Origin of the sequence: Burkholderia sp. BCC1988 (assembly GCF_905339895.1) — a bacterium.
In the GTDB taxonomy this organism is placed as follows: Bacteria; Pseudomonadota; Gammaproteobacteria; order Burkholderiales; family Burkholderiaceae; genus Burkholderia.
In genome coordinates this window covers 156,022-178,199 of the sequence record NZ_CAJPHA010000001.1, presented here as the reverse complement: position 1 = coordinate 178,199, position 22,178 = coordinate 156,022, and the positions used below count along the sequence as shown (strand labels likewise).

The following is a 22,178-nucleotide window of genomic DNA, read 5'->3' as shown; positions in this document are numbered from 1 at the left end:
CTCGTGTGCCGCCGCGCGTGCATTCGACATGCTTTTGCGACTCGAATCGGCGGACGCTTCATGGCGTCCGCCGATGGCGCACCGAGTACGCGTTTTCCGTTTCGACCAACCCACAACAACCAAGGAGACACCGTCAAAATGAAGTCACGCGCAGAACGTTCTGTTCGAACAGTAGTCCTCACCAGTTCAGCCGCGGCAGCCTGTCTCGCCGCGCCGGCCGCGCACGCGCAGTCGTCGGTCACGATCTACGGGATCATGGACGCCGGCATCGAATACACGAACCATGCGGCACCGGATGGCGGCAATTCGTTCAAGCTGAAGTCGGGCAACAAGAACACGTCGCGCTGGGGCTTGCGCGGCGTCGAGGATCTCGGCGGCGGTTTGAAGGCGGTGTTTCGCCTCGAAAGCGGCATCGATCTCGCGAATGGCGCGTCCGACGACGGCCCCGACTCGATCTTCGCGCGCCGTGCGACGGTGGGCCTGAAAGGCAAATGGGGCGAGCTGACGCTTGGCCGCAACTTCACCGTCACGTACGACTACATGATGCCGTTCGACCCGATGGGTTACTCGCAAAACTATTCGTGGGCGTCGTCGTCGATGGCGACCGGCGGGCGCAAGGACGGCATGTTCACGCGCTCGTCGAATGCGGTGCGTTACGACGGTGAATTCAGCGGCTTCAAGTTCGGCGCGCTGTACGGCTTCGGCAACGTGCCGGGCAGCGTGAAGACCAGCTCGAAATACGACTTCGCGCTCGGCTACGAGACCGGCCCGTTCGCGGCGGTGCTCACGTTCGACCGGCAGAACGGCGCGGCCGACAGCGTCACGCCGGCCGATACCGTCAACTACATCCAGGGGATTCACGCGGGCCTGAGCTACGACTTCGGCAACCTGAAGACGATGGCCGGCTATCGCAACTACAAGCGCACGTTTCGCACCGCGGCGGCGAACCAGTTGAGCGATATGTACTGGCTCGGCGGGTCGTACCAGTTCACGCCGACGTTCTCGCTGATCGCGGCCGTCTATCACCAGAACATCAAGGGCGGCACGGATGCCGACCCGACGCTGGTATCGGTTCGGGCGCAATACGCGCTGTCGAAGCGCACGGTGCTGTACGCGGCCGGCGCGTTCGCGATCGCGAAACACGACCAGAAGGTCGGCGTGTCGCGCGATTTCGCCGGGTATGGCACGACGCAGGTCGGCGTGACCGCGGGGATTCAGCAGCGGTTCTGAGTGTGACGACGCGGGCGGCGGGTGACTTTCATGTCGCGCCGCCCGTTGTCGGTACACACCACCGACCTGCTTCGCACCGCGCGTTCGCAATCGTCTAACGGCTCGACGCGACGGTGGATGCCCGGCTGCCGCCGGTGCGCGCACCGATCGCGTCATGTCCACGGCCTGCGGCCGGTCAATCGCCGCGCATCGTGAATACCGGGCGCACCCGACTGTTCTCATCGCCCCAGTGCTCGCCGACCGCCGACAGCGGCACCGTGCGCGTTTCGAGCGTCAGCCCCGCCGGGCCTGCCGCGTCGAACACGCCGCGCACCGAAGCCAGCAACCCCGGCAGCGACACGCTGCCAATACCGCTGCCCAGCAGTTCGATCGCGGTGGCACGCAATACGGCGCCCGGCAGCAGCACGTCCGCGCCGCCGATCGAGCCGATCTGCACGAAGCGCAACCGACGGCCGTCGGGCGTCGCCTTCGCGGCGGAAATCAGCAGTGCGAGCGCGCTCGCCCCCCAAAGATAGTCGAGCACGACGTCCACACCCGCGCGGAAATGCGGTTCGAGCGCGCGGGCCAGATGCGCGTCGTCCTGTTGAAGCGACACGACGGCGTCTGCACCGGCGTTCAGCAACGCGTCCAGCGCGGCCGCGTTGCGGCCCGTCGCGATCACCTTCGCGGCGCCCAGATGCTTTGCGATCCGCACCGCGAGCCCGCCCGAGGCGCCCGTCGCGCCGTTGACCAGCACCGTCTCGCCCGCGACCAGCCGCGCGCGCTCGGTCAGCGCCGCCCAGGACGACATGCCGGGAATTGCGATAGCGGCGGCCGTCACGTCGTCGAGGTCGTCCGGCAGCGGCACGCACTGCGCGTCGGGCACGATCGTGCATTCGGCCATCGCACCGAACGGCGCGGGCGCGCCGAAGAAATAGACGCGCCGGCCGTCGTCGCCGCGCCCCACGCCGTCGACGCCGACGACGAACGGATAGCCGCCGCCGGACGAATAGCCGCCGCCGGACGAATAGCCGCCGCCGGACGAATAGTGCGTGCCCGCCGCGCGCGCCTGCGCAAGACGGCTCAACGCGGATGCCGTCACGTCGATCAGACGGTGGCCGGGTATCGCATGCGGCGCTTCGAACTCCATATGAACGGGGCGCTCGCCGGCGCCCGTCACGACTGCTGCTTTCATGCCGACTCCTTGATTGATGGATCTCGATCGACGGTTCCGTCGTGTATCAGCGTGCGTCGAGCCACGCGCGCAGTGCTGGATCGCGCACTTCCAGCACGTCGAACAGGCCGAGCGCACGCAGCGCGGGCAATGCGTCGAGCGCGTCGGCTTCGGCACGGGCGCGCTCGGCGGGCGCCGCATCCGGATCGGTCAGCACGCGCGCGTTGACCAGGAACGCGCCGACGGTGCCCTTGCGGATCGTCGTTCCGCCGGCCTCGATCCGGTCGGCATGGTCGGGAAGCATCTGTTCGGCTCGCATCGCGTCGTACTCCGGTTGTCATCGATGGACGCAGTTTAGGCGTGCGCAGCCGGCCGATCTCCGGTATAACAGTCATTCGATACTGAAATCCGGCCATGACCGATCCACTCCTGCCCGCCCGATTCGTCACGTCCGACGACGGCCCGTTCGTCGTCGCCGCCGTGCTGTCGCAGCGCGACCCGCGCATCACGCCGCCGCATGCGCACGCGCGCGGCCAGCTCGTCGGCGCACTGAGCGGCGTGGTGTCGATCGGCCTCGACGATCAGGATTGGGTCGTACCGGCGATTCATGCGATCTGGATTCCGCCGCATTGCCGGCATTCGCTGCGCTCGTTCGGGCCGATTTCCGGATGGTCGGCGTTCGTCGCCGAAGCGCGGTGCGCGGGGTTGCCTGACGCGCCGCGCGCGATCCGCACAACGCCGCTGCTTCGCGAAGCCGTGCAGCGCGCGGCAAGCTGGGGCGATGCGGAACTCGATGCCGCGCAGGCGCGCATTGCCGACGTGATCCTCGACGAGATCGCGTCGTCGGAGGTCGAAGCACTGGGGCTGGTGCGGCCGCAGGATCCGCGGCTCATGAAGATCACCGATGCGCTCGCCACGAACCTCGCGAACAACCGGCGACTGGAGGAATGGGCAGCATGGGCCGGCATCGGTGCCCGGACGATGAGCCGCCGCTTCGTCGCCGAGACAGGGCTGACGTTCGCGCAGTGGCGTCAGCAGGCACGGCTGCTGCGGGCGCTGGAGAAAATCGCCGACGGCGTGCCGGTCACGACGATCGCGCTCGATCTCGGGTATGACAACGTGAGCGCGTTCATCGACATGTTCCGGCGGGCGACGGGGACGACGCCGGGAAGGTATATGGAAGCGGGACGATAAGGTCGGCGCGATGCGCGGCGATGACGCAAGCCGATTCCCGTATCCCGTACGATTCAACAAACGAAACAGAATGCGTCCCTTATAAAAGATCCCGTCCGCTTCGCTCAATACGTCCCATCCCCCTTCTTCACCGCGCCCCCACCGTTCCCCTTGAACTGCGCCGCCAACCGCTCCGCACTCCGCGCCAGCAGCGTCGTATCGACCCCCACCGCAACAAACAACGCCCCCGCTTCCAGATACCGCCGCGCCGCCGCCTCATCCGCACTGAGAATGCCCGGCGCCTTGCCTGCCGCCTTGATCGCCCGGATCGCGCCGTCGATCGCCGCCTGCACCTCCGGATGCCCCGGATTGCCGAGATGCCCGAGATCGGCCGCCAGATCGGCCGGCCCGATGAACACGCCATCGACGCCGTCCACCCGCGCAATCGCATCGATCGCGTCGAGCCCGGCACGCGTCTCGACCTGCACGAGCACGGCCATTTCGTCGTTCGCGCGATGCAGGTAATCGCCGACGCGGTTCCACCGCGACGCACGCGCGAGCGCACTGCCGACGCCGCGGATCCCGTGCGGCGGATAACGCGTCGCGGCCACCGCCGCGCGCGCTTCGTCGGCGCTCTGCACCATCGGCACGAGCAACGTCTGCGCGCCGAGATCGAGCACCTGCTTGACGATCACCGGATCGTTCCACGGCACGCGCACGACCGGCTGCGACGGATACGGCGCGATCGCCTGCAACTGTGCGAGGATCGTCGGCACCGTGTTCGGCGCATGTTCGCCGTCGATCAGCAGCCAGTCGAAACCGGCGCCCGCGACGACTTCGGCGCTGTACGGATTCGCGAGGCCGAGCCACAACCCGACCTGCGCGTCGCCACGCGCGAGCGCGGCCTTGAAGACATTCGACGGAATCTGCATCGCTCGCTCACCTCACGCGAAATAGCACTGGATCGTCCCGAGCGGGCCATAGTCGACGCTGAACGTGTCGCCCGAGCGCGCCGCGCACGGCCGCGTGAACGAGCCGCCGAGCACGACCTGCCCCGGCTCCAGCGCGACGTCGAAGCGCGACAGCCGATTCGCCAGCCACGTGACGCCATTGGCCGGATGGTTCAGCACGCCGGCCGCGACGCCCGTTTCCTCGACCACGCCGTTGCGCGACATGATCGCCGCGACCCAGCGCAGGTCGACGTCCTGCGGCCGCACCGGCCGCCCGCCGATCACGACGCCCGCGTTCGCCGCGTTGTCGGCGATCGTGTCGAACACCTTGCGCGGTCGCTTCGTATCGGGATCGATCGACTGGCTGCGCGCGTCGATGATCTCGAGCGCGGGCACCACGTAATCGACCGCGTCGTACACGTCGAAGATCGTGCAGTTCGGGCCGGTGAGCCGCTTGCCGAGCACGAACGCGAGTTCGACCTCGACGCGCGGCACGATGAAGCGCCCGGCCGGGATCGTGCCGCCGTCGTCGAAGAACATGTCGTCGAGCAGCGCGCCGTAATCGGGCTCGTCGATCTGCGACGTGTTCTGCATCGCCTTCGACGTGAGGCCGATCTTGTGCCCCTTGAGCGTGCGGCCTTCCGCGAGCTTGAGGGCGACCCACGCGCGCTGGATCGCATACGCGTCGTCGATCGTGATGTCGGGATGGTCGAGCGAGATCTGGCGGATCTGCTTGCGCTCGCGCTCGGCGTCGTGCAGACGCTGCGCGAGCTGGTCGATGATGGCGGGTTCGAGCATGGTCGGATCGGGAATGGGGTTCAGCCGGCCCGCTTGTAGCGGGCGTGAATGTTGTTGTGCTTGTACGAGCCGCTTTCGCTGAACTCGGTCAGCTCCATCGACAGCGCGAGATAGCGCTTCGCGTACAGCTCCGCGAAATGCGCCTTGATCGCGTCGAACAGCGCGTCGCACGCGGCCTGCTTGGTCTCGTCGCTGCGGCCCGAGCCGATCTTCAGCGTCACGTGGACGAACGCGTCGTCCTCCGTGCCGTCGGCGACGCAGTAATCCTGCAGCTCGATCGCGCGCGAGCGGATGCCGCCGGTCGGAAACACGCCGCCCTGCGCGATCAGCGTCGCGTTGATCGTGCGCAGCAGCGCGGGAATGCGCGCGTCGTCGCGGATGTTCGCGGTGTATTCGACGACGATGTGTGGCATGGCAACGCTCCGGATAGGTGATGCGGCGCTCAGGCGAGCGGGAAGATCGCGTTGATCTGCCCGGTGCCCGAGCTCGCGAAATAGTCGGTGACGATCTCGACCGGCTTGTCGTAACGATCCCAGCCGAGCAGGCCGAGCAGCATTGCGGTGTCGTGCATGCCGCCTTCGCCGTGACAATGCGTGTTGTACTCGGGCAGCATCGCGCAGAAGGTCCTGAAATCGCCCTGCTTCCACAGCTCGACCACGCGCAGGTCGACCTGCCGGAAGAACTCGCGGCTGATCACGTGAATCGATTCCTCCGGGCTGCCGTTGTCGTTGAAGCGATGCGACAGCGAGCCGCTCGCGAGGAACGCGACGTTCGAATCGCTCTTTTCGATCGCCTCGAGCAGCGCCTCGCCGAAGCGCCGGCTTTCGTCGAGCGTATGCCACATGCACCAGCCCGCGATCGACACGACCTTGAAGTGCTGGTCGGCGTTCATGTAGCGCATCGGCACGAGCGTGCCGTATTCGAGTTCGAGGCTGTCGATCTCGTGTGCGCGCGTCGCGATGCCGCGTGCGCTGGCCGTCTCCGCGATCAGGCGGCCGAGTTCGGGGTTGCCCGGATACGCGTACTGCATGTCGCGGATGAAGTGCGGCAGCTCGTTGCTCGTGTACGTACCCGCGAACCGCGCATTGCAGTTCACGTGATAGCCGGCGTTGACGAGCCAGTGCACGTCCGACACGACGATCGTATCGACGCCGAGCGCGCGGCAGCGCTCGCCGATCAGCTGGTGGCCGCGGATCGCCGCTTCGCGGCAGCCGTGATGCCTGCCGGGCAACTCCGACAGGTACATCGACGGCACGTGCGTGATCTTCGCGGCGAGGGACAGTTTGCCCATCGTTCAAGTCTCCGTATCGTTCGTTCTTGCTGGCAGCGCCACGACCCGCGCCCGTCACACGCCCCAGCGGGGAATGTGATGCGAACCCATCGAGATGCACACGTTCTTGATCTCCGCGAACACCTCGAAGCTGTACTCGCCGCCTTCGCGCCCGGTGCCCGACTCCTTCACGCCGCCGAACGGCTGGCGCAGGTCGCGCACGTTCTGGCTGTTCACGAACACCATCCCGGCCTCGATGCCGCGCGCGAGGCGATGCACCTTGCCGACGTCCTGCGTCCAGATGTACGACGCGAGCCCGTAGGACGTGTCGTTCGCAAGCCGCAGCCCTTCCTCCTCGTTCTCGAACGGAATCAGGCACGCGACCGGCCCGAAGATCTCTTCCTGCGCGATGCGCATCCGGTTGTCGACGTCGGCGAACACGGTCGGGCGCACGAAATTGCCGTTGCGCAGATGGTCGGCGAGGCCGGCCGGCTTGTCCGCGCCGCCTGCCACCACGCGCGCGCCTTCCTGCTCGCCGATCCGGATGTAGCCGGTCACCTTCTCCCAGTGCTGGCGCGTGATCATCGCGCCGAGCTGCGTCGCCTGATCGGACGGATCGCCGACCACCAGGTTGTTCGCACGGCGCGCAAATTCCTGCACGAAGCGGTCGTAGATCGTGCGCTGCACGAAGATCCGCGAGCCCGCGGTACAGCGCTCGCCGTTGATCGAGAAGATCGTGAACAGCGACGCGTCGAGCGCGCGGTCGAAATCGGCATCGTCGAAAATCAGCACGGGCGACTTGCCGCCGAGCTCCATCGAATATTTCTTCAGGCCCGCGCGCTCCATGATTCGCTTGCCCGTGACCGTGCCGCCCGTGAACGACACCGCGCGCACGTCCGGATGGCGCACCAGCGCGTCGCCGGCCGTCGCACCGTATCCCTGCACGACGTTCAGCACGCCCGCCGGAATGCCGGCTTCGAGCGCGAGCCGGCCGAGCTGGTCGGCCGTCAGCGGTGACAGCTCCGACATCTTCAGCACGGCCGTGTTGCCGAGCGCGAGACACGGCGCCGTCTTCCACGTCGCGGTCATGAACGGCACGTTCCACGGCGACACCAGCGCGCACACGCCGACCGGCTGGTACAGCGTGTAGTTCAGCATCTGGTCGTCGACCGGATACGTGCGGCCGTTCATCTGCACGCACACTTCCGCGAAGAAGTTGAAGTTCTCGGACGCGCGCGGAATCAGCTGCTTGCTCGTCTGCGCGATCGGCAGGCCGGTGTCCTGCGTCTCGAGCGCGGCGAGCATCGGCACGTTCTTCTCGATCAGCTCGCCAAGCTTGCGCATCAGCTTCGCGCGCTCCTTCGCGGGCGTGTTCGCCCACTTCGGGAATGCGTCCTTCGCCGCGCGCACGGCCGCGTCGACTTCGGCCTCGCCGGCCGACGCGACGTCGGTGATCGCGTCGCCCGTCGCGGGATTCAGCGTCGTGAAGGTCTCGCGGCTCTCGACCTCACGGCCGCCGATCCAGTGCTTGATGGTCATGTGCTCTCCTTGGGCGACGGGCTCAGCCGGCGCGATAGTAGTCTGCTTCGCCGACGATCGTGTTCACGAGCCGGCCGATTCCTTCGATTTCGGTCACGACCTCGTCGCCCGGCTGCGTGTCGGCCAGCCCTTCCGGCGTGCCGGTCAGGATCAGGTCGCCCGGCGAGAGCGTCATGAAACTGCTGATGTGCTCGATCAGCGCGGGCACGTCGAAGATCATGTCGCGCGTGCTGCCGCGCTGCGTCTCCCGGCCGTTCACCGTCGTGCGCAGCGTCAGGTCGCCCGCGTCGCCGATCTCGTCGCGGCTGACGAACCACGGCCCGAGCGGCGTGCAGGTGTCGCGGTTCTTCACGCGCAGGTTCGGGCGGTAGTAGTTTTCGAGGTAATCGCGGATCGCGTAGTCGTTCGCGACCGTGTAGCCGGCGACGTGGTCGAGCGCCTGCGCGCGGCTCACGTTGCGCGCCGGGCGGCCGATCACGACGGCCAGTTCGCACTCGTAGTGCATGTGCGTCGCGTCCGCCGGGCGCACGGTGCGCGAGCGGTGACCGATGAACGTGTTCGGCCCCTTCAGGAAGATCAGCGGCTCGCTCGGCGCGTTGAACGCGAGTTCCTTCGCGTGGTCCGCGTAGTTGAGGCCGAGCGCGAACGTCGTGCGCGGCGCGACGGGCGGCAGCCACGTCACCACGTCCTCGGCGACCACGCGGCCCGTGTCGAGGCGGATCGCGCCGTCGCCGGCCGGTTCGGCCGCATGCAGTGCGCCGTTGTAGATCACGCGCGCCGTCTTCATCGTGCTTCCTCCGCAATCAGCGTATGCCGCAACGTGCCGATGCCGGCGGCGGCAATCTCGATCGTGCTGCCCGCGCGGGCACGCGGTGCGCCACCCGCGACGCCGAGCAGCAGCACGTCGCCCGTGTCGAACGACATGAACGCCGTCACGTCGGCGATCAGTTCCCGCACCGGGCGGATCAGCGTGGCGGTCGACGCGGACACCACGGCATCGCCGTCGATCCGCACGGTCAGGCCGATCGCGTCGACATCGCCGAGCGCGGCCGCCGGCACGATCGCCGGGCCCAGCGGGCAGAAGCCGTCGCGACACTTGAAGCGCACGGCCGGACGGTAGTAATCGGGATGCGGAATCGACACGTCGCTCGCGAGCGTGAAGCCGTGCACGTAATCGAGCGCCTGCGCGGCCGGCACGCGCGTCGCGCGCCGCGAGAACACGACGGCCAGCGACGCGCCGATCTCCAGCGCATCGACGCCCGCGGGCACCACGACGGCCGCGCCATCGGCCGCATGCGTGTTGGCCGGTTTGATGTAAAGGATCGGCGCCTGCGGCGGACGGCCGTAAGGCGGTGCGTGCACGGCATCGCCGAGCGCGCCGAGTGCGGCGCGCTCGTTGAGCAGCGCACCGTAGACGGTACCGATGGCGACCGGCAGCGGCGGCGCCGCGGCGGTCCTGCAAGACAGCTCCATGCGTCATTCCCCTGCCGCGCGTCGCGGCGCATCGTCAATAGTTAACATCTTAAGTAAACAATCGGACGCTGGCAACCGCGATTACCCTGATACATGAAATTCAGCACCGTCGGCTGTTAAGATTGATGCGTCCCCGTCCATTCCCCACCCCCGATGAACCGTACGCTCGACCATCGCAACCTGGCCATGCTGCTGCTCGAGGCCCGCGAAACGCTGATGGGCCTGTTCCGCCCCATTCTCAAGGAATTCGCGCTGACCGAACAGCAATGGCGGATCATCCGCGTGCTCGACGGCGAGCCGGCGAATGCGCTCGAAGCGGGACAGATCGCGCGCCGCTGCTGCATCCTCAGCCCGAGCCTCACCGGCGTGCTGGAACGGATGGAGCGCGACGGCCTGATTACGCGCACGCGCGCGCAGGAAGATCAGCGCCGGCTGCTGGTGAGCCTGACGCCGCAAAGCAGGAAGCTGGTGACCGAAATCGGCCCGCGCATCGACGAGCAGTATCGCCAGCTCGAAGCGCGTTTCGGCCAGGACGGCCTGGACGACATCTACCGCGCGCTCGACCGGCTGATCGAACTCGGCAACGCATCGTAGAGCCTGCCGCGGCCGGGCCTCGGCGAGCGGCGGCGGGCGAACCCGGGAACCGGCAAGCCGCTGATCGCGCGGGCCGTCAGTGCAGCGCCCCGCGCATCAGTTGGGTCACCGCGACGCCGCGGGACGTGCGCATGCATTCCTCGACGTAATCGATGAACGGCAGCGGCTCGAAATCGATTTCGTCGCGCACGCGGCGGTTGTCGAACACGCGATCGACCGTCGCGAACTCCGCGCCACGCTGCAACGCCCGGCCGATCACGCGCTCGAGCGCCGGATCGGACCGCCCGAGCACGTCGCGCACCACGAGCGGCAGGTCGGCCGGCGCGCACGCGGCGTAACGCGGCGCGCCCGTCATGCCGGCCGCCTCGTCCATCGCGCGTACGATCTGCGCGACCTGCGGCGCCTCGTCGCCGGCCGACACGTGGTACACGTCGTGCATCAGCGTCGGCTTCACGGCCAGCAGCATCGTCGCGCGTGCGACGTCGTCGACCGACACGATGTCGATGCGCGTCATCGGCCGTGCCGTGAAGCGGCGCGCCGCGTGCGCGACGCGGAACATCCAGAACGAATTCGGCGCGGGCCGCGTGCCGAGCACCGTGTGACCGACGACGTGCGACGGACGCACGACGACGAGCGGCAGCCCGAGCGCGCGCAGGCGCTGCTCCGTTTCCGCCTTCGCCTGCAGGTAGCCGGCCGCGAGCACCGCGCCGTGCAGCCCGTCGCCGGCCTGCGCCGCGTCGCTCGCCGCCGCACCCGCCATTTCCTCGTAAACGATCCCGCCGCGGCCCGCATGCGCGTAAGCGGTGCCGACGTACACGAAACGCTGCAGTTGCGGTGCGTGCGCGAACCGCTCGGCAAAGCGCAGCGAATCGGCGAGGTCAGCCTGCAGATGCGTACCGTCGGCCGGCGACGCGTGGCCCGCGCAGTGAATCACGTGCGTCGCGCCGGCGAGACGCGGCGCGTCGGCGCCCTGCCACACGTCGCCGAGTGTACCGACGACCACGTTCGCGTCGCCGAGACGCGATGCCCAGTACGGCGCGAGCCCTGCGCGCAGCGCCGCTTCACGCAAACGCGCGACCGCGTGGCCGCGATTCCCGGCGCGCACGACACACACGATGCGCTCGAGCAAGCCTGCGTTGACGAGCGCCGTCAGCACGGTACTGCCGATGAAGCCGGTGGCGCCGGTGAGCACCAGCCGCCCGACGTTGGCCGCCGCGACCGGCGCGCTGGCCGGCGACACGAGGCTCGTGCGCCAGTTGAGCGACAACGCGGTTTTCCAGATCAGCACGATAGTCTCCTTCGAAGAATCGGCCGGACGGCGCGGCAGCCCCGGATCGCGGCGCTGCGCACGGCGGTCGGCCGGGCCGGGGCCGACGCTCGCCCCGGCAGTCCCGACCGGCTGCGGCCCGCGATCGCGTCGATCGCGTCTCGGACACGAGGTGGCGGCTTGCCACGGACGGGCCGTCCGCGGCCCAGGATCGGGAAAATCCAAGTGTGGGGCCGGATCGCCCGGAAGTCTGTCCTGAAAGTTTCGTGAAAGTGTGTGGATTTGTGCACGAATGTCGGGGTGTGTCGTGCCGGCCGGGTCGTCAACTCGGTGAAACGCCGGGTCGAGCCAGCTTTCGACGGAGGTTCGTGGGCGTGCTGCGGGCCAGCGCTTCGGCGCGACACATCGACGCGCCCCGGCCTAGTCATCGCATATCCCGGGCCGACCCGGAGCGAGGCCGCGGCATGCGGATCGCGGTGTCGTCTGCGTTTGCACGCGGGGCCGGAATCCGCGCGTATCGTCAGACGTCCTTTCATCCGAGACACCCATAGACACAATGCGGATTTATTGAGGATTATCGCTTGCGTTTCACTGCAGTCTATCTAGACTATCCAAACCAAATCGGTCGAATGTGTCATTTTCTACTTTCCAGGAGACGTTCCAATGCGCCTCACTATCCGGATTAATGGCAGCGAATCGGCAACCCGGCACTCGTACGCGGTGTTGTGGGTCGATACCGACGAGCGGCTGTGGTCGCGCGAGGCACACCAGGGCATCGATCTCCCGGCCTGGGGCAAGGTTCGGGACGTGGAAGGCGCGATGGCCCTCTGCGCCGCCGACAGCGGGAATGCCGTGTGCCAGTTGAAGGGCCTGTCGTTCAGCGCGATGCAGCGCGAACAAGGTCCCGCGGTGCTCGCCGGCGAGCACCCCGACGGCGCGTGGCGCCTGCAGGCGGTCGATCGCTCCACGGCGGAGCCGGAATACCACGAATTCATTTCCGTCGCGCGATAGGTATTTTTGACGGCAATCCTCTGCGGTTTTCGGGTTTATTCCGGTTTCCGTGATATTCATTTCGATATTCAGAAATAACGGCGCCTCTCTTCGAGGCGTTTTTATTTTTCCGTCCCGAAAATAATCGGGGCCGGGTTGATTGAGTCGCGTCCGCGGTCACGACCCGCCGCGCCATTCCGATTCGTCGGCGACATCGGGCAATGCCCGCGCCGCCGTTCCTGCCTTCGTTCCCGCCTTCATCCCGCCTTTTCCGCCCGAAGCCCGGTCGCCGACGCGCATCTTTTACGGGGCCGAAGCACAGTTTCCCCACACGACGTTTACTCATTTATTACAATCACATTATTCCGATTGACTTGCCGCCGTCCGGCGGCCCGACCCGGCCCTTGCATGCGCGTGAAAAAGAAGACCCACCCCGCCGATCCGTACGCCGCCGCGACCAAGCACCCGATGCTCGCGTCGCGCTTGCCGATGTGGCGCTCGAAGCTGGTCGTGATCATGGTGTCCCTCGGTTTCGCCGCGCTGATCGGACGCGCGTTCTGGGTGCAGGTCGCGAACCAGGATTTCTATGTCGGTGAGGGCCAGAAGCGCTACCAGCGCACGATCGAGCTCGACGCGATGCGCGGGCGCATCGTCGACCGCAACGGCGCGATGCTCGCGGTCAGCCTGTCGACCTATGAAATCTGGGCGAACCCGAAACAGGTCGCCGAAATCGACTATCCGCAGATCGCGAAGTTGCTCGACATGCCGCTCGCGGAGGTGAAGCGCCGCCTGCGCAACGACCGTACGTTCGTACTGCTCAAGCGGCAGATCGACGCCGAGACCGCAAGCCGACTCGGCAAGCTCGAGATCGACGGCATCACGCAGATCGCCGATTCGAAGCGCTTCTATCCGGAGGGCGAATCGGCCGCGCACGTGGTCGGCTTCACCAACGTCGAGGACAAGGGCCAGGAAGGCGTCGAGCTCGCGGCGAACGGGCGGCTGTCGGGTACGTCCGGGCAGCGCGAGGTGATCCGCGACCGGCTCGGCCGCATCGTGTCCGACACGCGCCCGCTCGTGCCCGCGCAGCACGGCGCGACGATCGAACTGACGATCGACCGGCGGATCCAGCAACTCGCGTTCAGCCAGCTCAAGGCCGCGGTGCTCGAGAACAACGCGGTGGCCGGCAGCGTCGTCGTGCTCGACGCGCAGAACGGCGAAATCCTCGCGCTCGCGAACTATCCGACCTTCGACCCGAACGACCGTGCACGTCTCACGGGCCAGCAGCTGCGCAACCGCGCGGTGATCGACACGTTCGAGCCGGGCTCGACGATCAAGCCGCTCGTCGTCGCGCTGTCGATCGACGAGCGCAAGGTCACGCCGAACACGATCATCAACACGTCGCCGGGCACCTACAAGATCGGCCCGGCCGTGATCCACGACACGTCGAACCACGGCTCGCTGACCGTCTCGCAGGCGCTGCAGAAGTCGAGCAACGTCGCGCTCGCGAAGCTGGCGCTGAACCTGCCCGCCGAAACGATCTGGAACAAGTACCAGGAATACGGGATCGGCCGCGCGCCGGAACTGACGTTCCCGGGCGTCGCGTCGGGCCGCCTGCGCGGCTACAAGCGCTGGCGGCCGATCGAGCAGGCGACGATGGCGTACGGCTACGGGCTGTCGATGTCGCTGCTGCAGATCGCACAGACCTACACCGCCTATGCGGGCGACGGCACGCTGCACCCGGTGTCGCTGCTGAGGAACGGTTCAGACCCGCAGACGGTCGAGGCCCATCGCGGCCATCGCGTGACGTCGCCGCAGACCGCGGCGGCGATCCGTTCGATGCTCGAGTCGGCCGTCGGCGAAGGCGGCACGGGGCGCCGCGCGCGCGTCGACGGCTACCGGATCGGCGGCAAGACGGGCACGGCGCGCAAGCAGGTCGGCGCAACCTATGCGAAGGGCAAGTACCGCGCCCTGTTCGCGGGGATGGCGCCGATGAGCAACCCCCGCCTGATCGTCGCGGTGATGATCGACGAGCCGCGCGGCAAGGGTTATTACGGCGGCACGGTGGCCGGCCCGGTGTTCTCGTCGGTCACGAGCGGCTCGCTGCAGCTGCTCGGCGTGCCGCCGGACGCGCCGGTCGAGCCGACACCGAATGCGCCGCTCAAGGCTGCCGCGCCGCAAAAGACGGTCGCGGCGCCGAAGGCCGAGCGGCAAGCGCAAACGGTGGCCACCGGGAAGGCGGCCGCGCCTGTGAAAACGGCCGCGCAAGCCGGCGCGGCCGGAGAGACGAAGGCGGCCGGCTGAAGCCGCCTGGGCGTTGATGAGGTCGCCGGGGCACGGCGCGGTGGCGAACAGGTCGGCTGACAAATCGAGATCGGCTATTCGCTACGTAGAACCCGCTGCACGCGCCGTTCCGAGAGGCCGGCGCAATCTTGTAATCCCGGCGATCCGCGCAGTCCGCGCAGCAGTCGCGGCGATCCTAGCGATCCGAGCGATCCCAGCCGCTAACCATCAATGCGCGGCCGCCACCGGCTTCGCCATCCTGCCGAGCACGTGCTCGGTCATCCCGCGCGCGAGTTCGCTCTCCCCCATGAACACGATGCCGATGCCCTCGCTCGACAGCAGGTCGGCCTCGTCGCTGCTGTTCGTGCACAGCACGACCTCCAGCGCCGGATTGAGCGTGCGCGAGATCTCGACGATCTGCCGCACGTCGAATACGTCCGGCAGCGTGACGACCAGCATCCCGGCGCGCGCGATATGCGCCTGCACGAGCACGATCGGCTCGATCGCGTCGCCCGACACGGCCGCGACGCCGTCCGCGCGCAGCTTCTCGACGAGCTCGCGATTCTGCTCGACGACGACATAGGCGATCCCGCGCTCGTCCAGCGCATGCGCGATCCGCGTGCCGACCTTGCCGTAGCCGACGATCACGACCTGGCCGGTCAGGTGCGTCTGCGGCGTCGACATCGGCAGCGCGGCGAGCGGATCGTCGCGTGCCTCGAGCTTGCGCGCGAACGCCGAATGCTTGCGGATCCATGCGAGCGCCGGATCGATCATCGCGAACAGCAGCGTGTTCATCGCGATCGAGATCAGCGCGACCGCGAGAATCAGGCTTTGCCCCTCGGCCGACAACAGCCCGAGCGCACGTCCGAGCCCCGCGAGGATGAACGAGAACTCGCCGATCTGGGCGAGACCGGCCCCGACCGTCAGCGCGGTGTTCAGCGGATAGCGGAACGCGATCACGAGCGCGACCGCCGCGAGCGTCTTGCCGATCAGCACGATCGCCGCGACCTCGATCACATGCAGCGGCTCGGCGAGCAGCACCTTCGGGTCGAACAGCATCCCGACCGAAATGAAGAACAACACCGAGAACGCGTCGCGCAGCGGCAGCGTCTCGTCGGCCGCACGCCGGCTGAACTCCGACTCGCGCATCATCATCCCGGCGAAGAACGCGCCGAGCGCGAACGACACGTCGAACAGCTTTGCCGCGCCGAACGCGATGCCGACCGCCGCGGCGATCATGCACAGCGTGAACAGTTCGCGCGAACCGGTACGGGCGACGAGCCACAGGATGCGTGGGAACACGCGCTTGCCGACCACGAGCATCAGCGCGATGAACGCGGCGACCTTCAGCATCGTGACGCCGAGCGTGCCCCACACGCTGCCGCCGGCCGCGTGCGCGTCGCCGGGCGGCGTGCCGCCGAGCAGCCCCGCGACGGGCGGCAGCAGCACGAGCACGAGCACCATCACGAGATCCTCGACGACGAGCCAGCCGACCGCGATGCGTCCGTTCACGGTCTCGACGAGCCCGCGCCCCTCGAGCGCCCGCAACAGCACGACCGTGCTCGCGACCGACAGCGCTAGCCCGAACACGAGCGCCGCGCCGAGGCTCCAGCCCCAGGTGAGCGCGAGCCCGCCGCCGAGCAGCGTCGCGACGGTAATCTGGACGACGGCCCCCGGCAGCGCGATCTTGCGCACCGCGAGCAGGTCGCCGAGCGAAAAATGGAGGCCGACGCCGAACATCAGCAGCATCACGCCGACTTCCGCGAGCTGCTGCGCGAGCGACAGGTCGCCGACGAAACCGGGCGTGCCGGGGCCGATCACGATCCCGGCGAGCAGATAGCCGACGAGCGGCGGCATTTTCAGCAGCGACGCGAGGTAACCGAAGATCATCGCGAGACCGAAACCGGCCGCGAGCAACGCAATCAGGCTGATGTCATGAGGCATCCCCCCTCCCGAGTTCTTGTAACGATTTAGTAAGGTTCAAGAATGGAAGGATAAGGGATGAGGCGAAAAATTGGCGCGCCACGGCGAAAAATTCACGCGTCGGCGCGCCATTGCGGGGTACAACCCCGGGCGGGCGGAACGCGCCCCGGGCCGGTGGGCGCCGCGAGGCGGATCGATCGGGCGGGGCCGGATACCCCGCCGCGTGCGTCAGCGCGACGCCTGCGGGAACCGCGCGCCCGGCGGCGGCTCGGGCCGCGTCGACGGCACGCTCTTGCGCACCTTGGCGACCTGCGCGGCCGTGATCGCCGTCCCCGTATTGCCCCAGCTCGTGCGCACGAAGTTCGACACGTCAGCGACTTCCTGGTCCGACAGGCGCCAGCCGAACGGCGGCATCGTGAAGGTCGACGGCGCGGTGTGCGTGCCCTTCAGCGCGCTGCCCGACAGCACGACGTGGATCACCGAAGTCGGATCGTCGCCCTGCAGAACCGGGTTGCCGGCGAGCGCCGGGAACACCCGCGCGTAGCCGTGGCCGTCGCTGCGGTGGCAGGCCATGCAGTTGTCGCGATAGACCGCCGCGCCCGGCTTGCTCGCGTCACCGGTCTGCAGCGCGTGCGCGGCCGTCGCGTCGTACGCGTACGGTGTCTCGCCCTGCACCTTTGGCGGCAGCGTCTTCAGGTAGCGTGCGATCGCCGTGAGATCGTCGTCGCTCATGTGCTGCATGCTGTGGCCGACCACGTCCGTCATCCCGCCGAACGCGGCCGTGCGCAGCGTGCGGCCGGTCTTCAGGAACTGCACGATCTCGGTTTCGTTCCACGTGCCGAACCCGGTGCGCGGCTCGCCGCGCAGGCTCGTCGGCACCCAGCCGTCGATCGCCGCGCCGCCGGCCAGGAAGTCGAGGCCGCCCGCGTCGGTCAGCGCGCGTTCCTGCATCGTCGCCGCGCGCGGCGTGTGGCACGCGCCGCAATGGCCGAGTCCCTGCACGAGATACGCGCCGCGCGCGACCACCGGATCGGTGTACGGCGCCGCATCGAACGGCTTCGGCGTCGGCGCGAACATCTTGCGCCAGAACGTCAGCGGCCAGCGCATCGACAGCGGCCACACGATGTCCACCTTGCGGTTCTCGTGCTCGACCGGCGCGACGCCGTGCATGAAGTACGCGTACAGCGCCTTCATGTCGTCGTCGGTCAGCCGCGAATACGACGGGAACGGCATCGCCGGATACATCGTGTCGCCGTTCTTGCGCACGCCCTCGCGCACCGCGCGGGTGAAGTCCTCATACGTCCAGCCGCCGAGGCCCGTCTTCGGGTCCGGCGTGATGTTCGTCGAGTAGATGCCGCCGATCGGCGTGTCGAACTTCAGCCCGCCCGCGAACGGCTTGCCGCCGCTCGCGGTGTGGCACGCGATGCAGTCGCCCGCGCGGGCCAGATATTCGCCGCGCTTGACGAGGTTCGCGTCGGCAGACTGCGCAACCGGTGCGGCGGCCGGGCCCGAAGCCGCGACGGGCGCGGATGCCGGCTGCGCGAACGCGGCGCCGCCCGCGAGACCGAACGCCGCCCAGGCCGTGCCGATCGCCAGTGAGCGCCGCAGCGGGGAAATCCGGCGCGCGGCGTTGTGGTGGTTCACTGTCCTCTTCATACGGTCACCAGCGGGGCGGGATTTTTCAGGTATTGCTCGCGGATCGCACGTGCCGACCAGTAGGCCAGCGCCGCGATGATCCCGGTCGGGTTGTAGCCGATGCCCTGCGGCAGCGCCGACGCGCCCATCACGAACACGTTGTGCACGTCCCAGCACTGCAGGTAGCGGTTCAGCACGCTCGTCTTCGGGTCGGTGCCCATGATCGCGCCGCCGACCAGGTGGGTCGTCTGGTACGCGCGCGAATCGAAGTGCTTGCCGAACTCGCGCGTCGACACGCCGATCGCCTTCGGCCCCATCGCCTCCGCGATCTTCTTCATCTGCCCGGTCACGTATTGCGCCATCTTGATGTCGTTGTCCTTCCAGTCGAACGTCATCCGCAGCAGCGGCTGGCCGTACGAATCGCGATAGGTCGGATCGAGGTCGAGATACACGTCGCGGTACGACATGTTCGTGCCGTGCGCGTCCATCGAGATCGTGTGCGCGTAGTTGTCCTTCACGGCCTTCTTCCACGCCGAGCCCCACTGCGGCGTGCCGGGCGGCGTCGCGATGCCGCTGATCGGCTTCACGCCGGCCTGGTTCACCCACAGCGGCGAGCCGCCGACGAAGCCGAGCGGGCCGTGGTCGAAGTTGTCCGCGTTGAAGTCGTCCACCGCGACGCCGTTGCCGCCCGCGCCGATGAACGGGTTCGTGTAGGTGTCCTTGTCGAAGAACGCCTTGATCGTCGACAGGTTCTGGTACGCGAAATTGCGGCCCACCACGCCTTCGCCCGAGATCGGGTCGTACGGCTTGCCGATGCCCGACAGCAGCAGCAGATGCACGTTGTGATACTGGAACGCGGCGACGATCACGAGATCGGCCGGCTGGTGCACTTCACGGCCGGCCGGGTCGACGTAGGTGACGCCCGTCGCGCGCTTCTTCGTGTCGTCGAGGTCCACGCGCAGCACGTGGCACTTCGAGCGCAGCTCGAAGTTCGGCACCTGCTTCAGCGCCGGGAGGATGTTCAGGTTCGGCGATGCCTTCGAGTACATGTAGCACGCGTAGCCGCTGCAGTAGCCGCAGAAGTTGCACGGCCCCATCTGCACGCCGTACGGGTTCGTGTACGGACCCGACGTGTTCGCCGACGGCAGCCGGTACGGATGCAGCCCGAGCGACTTCGCGGCGTCGGAGAAGCGCTGCGCCGAATACGTATTGAGCTGCGCGGGCAGCGGGAAGTTGTCGCTGCGGTTCGCCTCGAACACGTTGCCGTCGCCGACCACCTTGCCGCCGACCTTGTACGCCTGCCCCGACGTGCCGAACACCTTCTCGGCGAAGTCGAAATACGGCTCGAGTTCGTCGTAGGTGACGCCCGTGTCCTGGATCGTCATCCCTTCGGGGATGAACTTCTTGCCGTAGCGCTCTTCGTAGTGGCTGCGCAGGCGCAGCTCCTCCGGCGTGATCCGGAAATGCACGCCCGACCAGTGCAGCCCCGCGCCGCCGACGCCCTCGCCCGGCAGGAACGCGGCGAGCTGCCGGTACGGCAGCGCGGTGTCCTGCACGCCGTGGCGGATCGACACGGTCGTCTTCGACAGGTCGAGGAACAGCTTCTTGCGGACGTTGTAGGTCAGCTCGTCGATCGTGTTCGGATACGCGCCGTCCGGATAGGTGTCGCGATACTCGCCACGCTCGAGCGCGACGACGTTCAGGCCCGCTTCGGTCAGTTCCTTCGCGAGAATCGCGCCGGTCCAGCCGAAGCCGACGATCACCGCATCGACGTGCGGCTTCTTTTCTGCGGCCATCAGGTGCGCTCCCCGTTGATCGAGACGGGGCCGTACGGATAGGGCTTGCCGTTCTGGTTGACGAAATCCATGAAGTCGGCGCGCGCGCCCGGAAAACCGATCATCTTCCACGCGGCCATGTCGTGATTGCCGCCATGCACCGGATCGCAGAAGTAGCCTTCGCGCGTGTTCTGCAGCAACAGGCCGAAGAACACCGCGGACGGCACGTCGTCGATCTGCGCGCCGCCTTTTTCCAGTTCGCCGAGCACGGTGTCGCGGGTCGGCGCGTCGAGGTCGGCGAACGCCTTGCCGTGGGCCTTTTCGCAATAGCGGTTGACCGCCGCGATGCCGAGCCGGTAGATGTCGCGCGGCACGAGCTTGAGCTGGTAGCCGAGCTCGGGCACGCCCTGCTGGAACGGCCCCTGCATGTACCACGTCGCGCCGTGCGCGTACGGGGTTTCCATCTGGCGGTCGATGAATTCGGGTACGCCGGATTCGAGCGCGCCAGGGCCTTCGGCATCGGCCGGGATCAGCCGGTCGACGGCGGCCTGGACGAACGCCCACTCCTTCGCATCGAAGAAGGTCGGCTTGTACGGCGCGCGTTCAGCGCCGGCCGACGCGGTGGAGGCATTGCCGGCCGTGGTCGAGGACGACGACGAGCGCAGGTCGCAACCGGCGACCGACGCGATCGGCACGAGCGCGACCGACGTGCGCAGGAAGCGGCGACGCGAGTTGGGTTTGTCGGGTGGCGTGGACATGGTCGGATGTTGATCGTTGGGGAGCGTGATTCGGGAACCGCATTCCGGATGCGGCATGCCCGACACGGTAGCCATGCCGCGCGCGGCCGGCCGTCCTTTCTTGCGATGTTGCGAGCAAGCTCGATGCAGGCGCCGGCCGCGCACTGCGCGGTGGCGCCCGTCATGCAGCCCGCGCGGCGCGCCGGTTCCGGCAGCCACGCGGGGTCGACCTCTTCGCGGGTCTTATCGTCGGACAAATACGGGCTTGCCGCCCGCATCTGCCCCTCATCGCCATGGCCTATTCAACTTAGATGCCGCGCCGGCCGACGGCAAGCGCAACGTGCACGACCCTCAATTCGGGCCCGGCGACAAACGCCGCGAATTATAAATGGAACCGGTTCCATTTCCAAAGGGTTCAACGCAATTCATTGCATCGAAAACCGCAATAATGAGGAAATCGTTTTCCGGAATACGCAAGAGCCGTGGCGCGGCCGCGGCGTCGGTCGGCCGGACACACGCGCGGATGTCGCCCGATCGGCGTGGTTTTTCTGGGGTTGCCCTGCCCGCGCCGCTCGGCGCTTTCCGATGCGGCGCCTGCGACGCGCGTTACCGCCTCACTCTCGGCAAAACGGCCGTCCCGCTCGACGCGGTGCTCACCACGGCCACAGCATCGATGCGATCGACAACGAAAGCGCCGCGCACAGCGGCGAGTAACAGAGGCTGTCCATGCGCGCGAAACGCGACCCGCGAACCCGCTTGAAGAAGCCGACGTAGCGGAAATCACCGACCGCGCGCACCGCGAAGATCAGTGCGAGCGCAACGATCGCGAACGCGATCGCGCCGGGATACAGGTTCGGCCACAGCCAGCCCGCGCGCGACGCGACCGCGCTCGCGCCGGCCAGCAACGCCGCCGCGACGGCGAGCGTGCCGGGCACGGTCGGCCGCAGCAGCGGTACGCCGTCCTGCTCCGGAATGGCCGCACGCTTGCCGAGCCGTCCGCCGAACGCCCAATAGACGTGAACGAGTGCGATCGCACAAAGCGTCGGCACGCTGAAATACGCGCCCGTCATGTCGGTAAGCTTCCTTGTCTCATCGTGTCGTCGTGTCGTCATCCAGCCGGAAGGAATCCGGCGCGCGGCCCCGCTCCGCGCCACACGAGACGATACCCAAACAGCGTGCCGCATGCAGTGCGACGTCCGGTCGCAAGACGCCATGCCGCGTGTTGCGGTGCAGTGCGCGCGCACCGTCGCATCGGGCCGCCGCTTGACTTCCCTCCGGGCACCGCTACCCTCTTATTCCAGTACGGCACGCGAACCGTGCATGCGCAACCGTCGCACACGTGCCGTTCGCCGGCACGCACGATCGGACGATCGCGGCGCGCCCGGGCACGA

20 protein-coding genes are annotated in these 22,178 nt (G+C 67.8%); 5 read left to right on the top strand and 15 right to left on the bottom strand.

The genetic code is table 11. The features are described from left to right. Window positions 1-138: 138 nt before the first annotated feature. On the top strand, window positions 139-1,230 hold the full coding sequence (locus U4012_RS00740) for a porin (protein ID WP_321795295.1): 1,092 nt from the start codon (window positions 139-141) through the stop codon (window positions 1,228-1,230). A 175-nt stretch (window positions 1,231-1,405) separates the two neighbouring features. Here U4012_RS00740 and U4012_RS00735 read toward each other — a convergent pair whose 3' ends face one another. Next, a complete protein-coding gene (locus tag U4012_RS00735; protein ID WP_321795293.1) occupies window positions 1,406-2,404 on the bottom strand; it encodes a zinc-binding alcohol dehydrogenase family protein in 999 nt (332 codons plus the stop codon). Window positions 2,405-2,450: 46 nt separating this feature from the next. Further along, window positions 2,451-2,702 carry a hypothetical protein gene (locus tag U4012_RS00730; protein ID WP_044842974.1) on the bottom strand — a complete coding sequence of 84 codons (252 nt, stop codon included), beginning with the start codon at window positions 2,700-2,702 and terminating at the stop codon, window positions 2,451-2,453. 95 nt (window positions 2,703-2,797) lie between these two features. Here U4012_RS00730 and U4012_RS00725 point away from each other — a divergent pair, with 95 nt between their 5' ends. After that, complete coding sequence (locus tag U4012_RS00725) at window positions 2,798-3,577, top strand: AraC family transcriptional regulator (protein WP_124665826.1); 780 nt, start codon at window positions 2,798-2,800, stop codon at window positions 3,575-3,577. A 104-nt stretch (window positions 3,578-3,681) separates the two neighbouring features. On the opposite strand, the gene hpaI is transcribed toward U4012_RS00725, so the two are convergent. From hpaI to U4012_RS00690, 7 genes are read right to left on the bottom strand one after another with little or no spacing between them, the layout of a single operon-like run. After that, window positions 3,682-4,488: a 4-hydroxy-2-oxoheptanedioate aldolase gene (gene hpaI / locus U4012_RS00720; RefSeq protein ID WP_321795290.1), complete on the bottom strand. Its 807-nt coding sequence runs from the start codon at window positions 4,486-4,488 to the stop codon at window positions 3,682-3,684. 12 nt (window positions 4,489-4,500) lie between these two features. Beyond that, on the bottom strand, window positions 4,501-5,304 hold the full coding sequence (gene hpaH / locus U4012_RS00715; RefSeq protein ID WP_321795288.1) for a 2-oxo-hept-4-ene-1,7-dioate hydratase: 804 nt from the start codon (window positions 5,302-5,304) through the stop codon (window positions 4,501-4,503). Window positions 5,305-5,324: 20 nt separating this feature from the next. Then, window positions 5,325-5,717 carry a 5-carboxymethyl-2-hydroxymuconate Delta-isomerase gene (locus U4012_RS00710; protein ID WP_044842970.1) on the bottom strand — a complete coding sequence of 131 codons (393 nt, stop codon included), beginning with the start codon at window positions 5,715-5,717 and terminating at the stop codon, window positions 5,325-5,327. Between the two features lie 29 nt (window positions 5,718-5,746). Continuing rightward, a complete protein-coding gene (gene hpaD / locus U4012_RS00705) occupies window positions 5,747-6,595 on the bottom strand; it encodes a 3,4-dihydroxyphenylacetate 2,3-dioxygenase (protein WP_321795285.1) in 849 nt (282 codons plus the stop codon). Between the two features lie 54 nt (window positions 6,596-6,649). Then, on the bottom strand, window positions 6,650-8,113 hold the full coding sequence (gene hpaE / locus U4012_RS00700) for a 5-carboxymethyl-2-hydroxymuconate semialdehyde dehydrogenase (protein WP_124665823.1): 1,464 nt from the start codon (window positions 8,111-8,113) through the stop codon (window positions 6,650-6,652). Between the two features lie 22 nt (window positions 8,114-8,135). Next, window positions 8,136-8,900, bottom strand: coding sequence for a fumarylacetoacetate hydrolase family protein (locus U4012_RS00695; protein WP_044842967.1), 765 nt, complete (start codon window positions 8,898-8,900; stop codon window positions 8,136-8,138). Further along, window positions 8,897-9,586 carry a fumarylacetoacetate hydrolase family protein gene (locus U4012_RS00690; protein WP_321795281.1) on the bottom strand — a complete coding sequence of 230 codons (690 nt, stop codon included), beginning with the start codon at window positions 9,584-9,586 and terminating at the stop codon, window positions 8,897-8,899. Before U4012_RS00690 ends, U4012_RS00695 begins: the two co-directional genes overlap by 4 nt. Window positions 9,587-9,739: 153 nt before the next feature. On the opposite strand from U4012_RS00690, the gene hpaR reads away from it, so the two are divergent. Further along, window positions 9,740-10,180, top strand: a complete 441-nt coding sequence (gene hpaR, locus U4012_RS00685) for a homoprotocatechuate degradation operon regulator HpaR (RefSeq protein ID WP_044842965.1) — start codon at window positions 9,740-9,742, stop codon at window positions 10,178-10,180. 76 nt (window positions 10,181-10,256) lie between these two features. Here the strand turns inward: hpaR and U4012_RS00680 are convergent, their stop codons facing one another. Further along, on the bottom strand, window positions 10,257-11,468 hold the full coding sequence (locus U4012_RS00680; RefSeq protein WP_321795278.1) for an SDR family oxidoreductase: 1,212 nt from the start codon (window positions 11,466-11,468) through the stop codon (window positions 10,257-10,259). Window positions 11,469-12,110: 642 nt separating this feature from the next. Here U4012_RS00680 and U4012_RS00675 point away from each other — a divergent pair. After that, complete coding sequence (locus U4012_RS00675; protein ID WP_044842963.1) at window positions 12,111-12,458, top strand: DUF3564 family protein; 348 nt, start codon at window positions 12,111-12,113, stop codon at window positions 12,456-12,458. Window positions 12,459-12,845: 387 nt separating this feature from the next. Continuing rightward, window positions 12,846-14,738 carry a penicillin-binding protein 2 gene (locus U4012_RS00670; protein WP_321795275.1) on the top strand — a complete coding sequence of 631 codons (1,893 nt, stop codon included), beginning with the start codon at window positions 12,846-12,848 and terminating at the stop codon, window positions 14,736-14,738. Window positions 14,739-14,945: 207 nt separating this feature from the next. Here the strand turns inward: U4012_RS00670 and U4012_RS00665 are convergent, their stop codons facing one another. From U4012_RS00665 to U4012_RS00645, 5 genes are all read right to left on the bottom strand, one after another. Then, window positions 14,946-16,661 carry a cation:proton antiporter gene (locus U4012_RS00665; RefSeq protein WP_124665817.1) on the bottom strand — a complete coding sequence of 572 codons (1,716 nt, stop codon included), beginning with the start codon at window positions 16,659-16,661 and terminating at the stop codon, window positions 14,946-14,948. 207 nt (window positions 16,662-16,868) lie between these two features. Next, window positions 16,869-18,296 (bottom strand): cytochrome c, encoded by a 1,428-nt coding sequence (locus tag U4012_RS00660; RefSeq protein ID WP_321795270.1) that lies wholly within the window; start codon window positions 18,294-18,296, stop codon window positions 16,869-16,871. Continuing rightward, a complete protein-coding gene (locus tag U4012_RS00655; RefSeq protein ID WP_321795268.1) occupies window positions 18,293-20,071 on the bottom strand; it encodes a GMC family oxidoreductase in 1,779 nt (592 codons plus the stop codon). Before U4012_RS00655 ends, U4012_RS00660 begins: the two co-directional genes overlap by 4 nt. Beyond that, complete coding sequence (locus U4012_RS00650) at window positions 20,071-20,808, bottom strand: gluconate 2-dehydrogenase subunit 3 family protein (RefSeq protein ID WP_321795266.1); 738 nt, start codon at window positions 20,806-20,808, stop codon at window positions 20,071-20,073. The genes U4012_RS00655 and U4012_RS00650 overlap by 1 nt, the downstream gene beginning before the upstream one ends. Before the next feature lie 632 nt (window positions 20,809-21,440). Continuing rightward, window positions 21,441-21,857 (bottom strand): DUF3995 domain-containing protein, encoded by a 417-nt coding sequence (locus U4012_RS00645; protein WP_321795264.1) that lies wholly within the window; start codon window positions 21,855-21,857, stop codon window positions 21,441-21,443. Window positions 21,858-22,178: the final 321 nt, after the last annotated feature.

What these genes read in the sequence shown, in the direction of transcription:
- hpaR (WP_044842965.1), top strand. Translation starts at nt 9,740, where the DNA reads ATGAACCGTACGCTCGACCATCGCAACCTGGCCATGCTGCTGCTCGAG.
- U4012_RS00670 (WP_321795275.1), top strand. Translation starts at nt 12,846, where the DNA reads ATGCGCGTGAAAAAGAAGACCCACCCCGCCGATCCGTACGCCGCCGCG.
- U4012_RS00695 (WP_044842967.1), bottom strand. Translation starts at nt 8,900, where the DNA reads ATGAAGACGGCGCGCGTGATCTACAACGGCGCACTGCATGCGGCCGAA.
- hpaE (WP_124665823.1), bottom strand. Translation starts at nt 8,113, where the DNA reads ATGACCATCAAGCACTGGATCGGCGGCCGTGAGGTCGAGAGCCGCGAG.
- U4012_RS00665 (WP_124665817.1), bottom strand. Translation starts at nt 16,661, where the DNA reads ATGCCTCATGACATCAGCCTGATTGCGTTGCTCGCGGCCGGTTTCGGT.
- U4012_RS00725 (WP_124665826.1), top strand. Translation starts at nt 2,798, where the DNA reads ATGACCGATCCACTCCTGCCCGCCCGATTCGTCACGTCCGACGACGGC.
- U4012_RS00735 (WP_321795293.1), bottom strand. Translation starts at nt 2,404, where the DNA reads ATGAAAGCAGCAGTCGTGACGGGCGCCGGCGAGCGCCCCGTTCATATG.
- U4012_RS00675 (WP_044842963.1), top strand. Translation starts at nt 12,111, where the DNA reads ATGCGCCTCACTATCCGGATTAATGGCAGCGAATCGGCAACCCGGCAC.
- U4012_RS00710 (WP_044842970.1), bottom strand. Translation starts at nt 5,717, where the DNA reads ATGCCACACATCGTCGTCGAATACACCGCGAACATCCGCGACGACGCG.
- U4012_RS00740 (WP_321795295.1), top strand. Translation starts at nt 139, where the DNA reads ATGAAGTCACGCGCAGAACGTTCTGTTCGAACAGTAGTCCTCACCAGT.
- U4012_RS00660 (WP_321795270.1), bottom strand. Translation starts at nt 18,296, where the DNA reads ATGAAGAGGACAGTGAACCACCACAACGCCGCGCGCCGGATTTCCCCG.
- U4012_RS00650 (WP_321795266.1), bottom strand. Translation starts at nt 20,808, where the DNA reads ATGTCCACGCCACCCGACAAACCCAACTCGCGTCGCCGCTTCCTGCGC.
- hpaI (WP_321795290.1), bottom strand. Translation starts at nt 4,488, where the DNA reads ATGCAGATTCCGTCGAATGTCTTCAAGGCCGCGCTCGCGCGTGGCGAC.
- U4012_RS00645 (WP_321795264.1), bottom strand. Translation starts at nt 21,857, where the DNA reads ATGACGGGCGCGTATTTCAGCGTGCCGACGCTTTGTGCGATCGCACTC.
- U4012_RS00690 (WP_321795281.1), bottom strand. Translation starts at nt 9,586, where the DNA reads ATGGAGCTGTCTTGCAGGACCGCCGCGGCGCCGCCGCTGCCGGTCGCC.
- hpaD (WP_321795285.1), bottom strand. Translation starts at nt 6,595, where the DNA reads ATGGGCAAACTGTCCCTCGCCGCGAAGATCACGCACGTGCCGTCGATG.
- U4012_RS00655 (WP_321795268.1), bottom strand. Translation starts at nt 20,071, where the DNA reads ATGGCCGCAGAAAAGAAGCCGCACGTCGATGCGGTGATCGTCGGCTTC.
- hpaH (WP_321795288.1), bottom strand. Translation starts at nt 5,304, where the DNA reads ATGCTCGAACCCGCCATCATCGACCAGCTCGCGCAGCGTCTGCACGAC.
- U4012_RS00730 (WP_044842974.1), bottom strand. Translation starts at nt 2,702, where the DNA reads ATGCGAGCCGAACAGATGCTTCCCGACCATGCCGACCGGATCGAGGCC.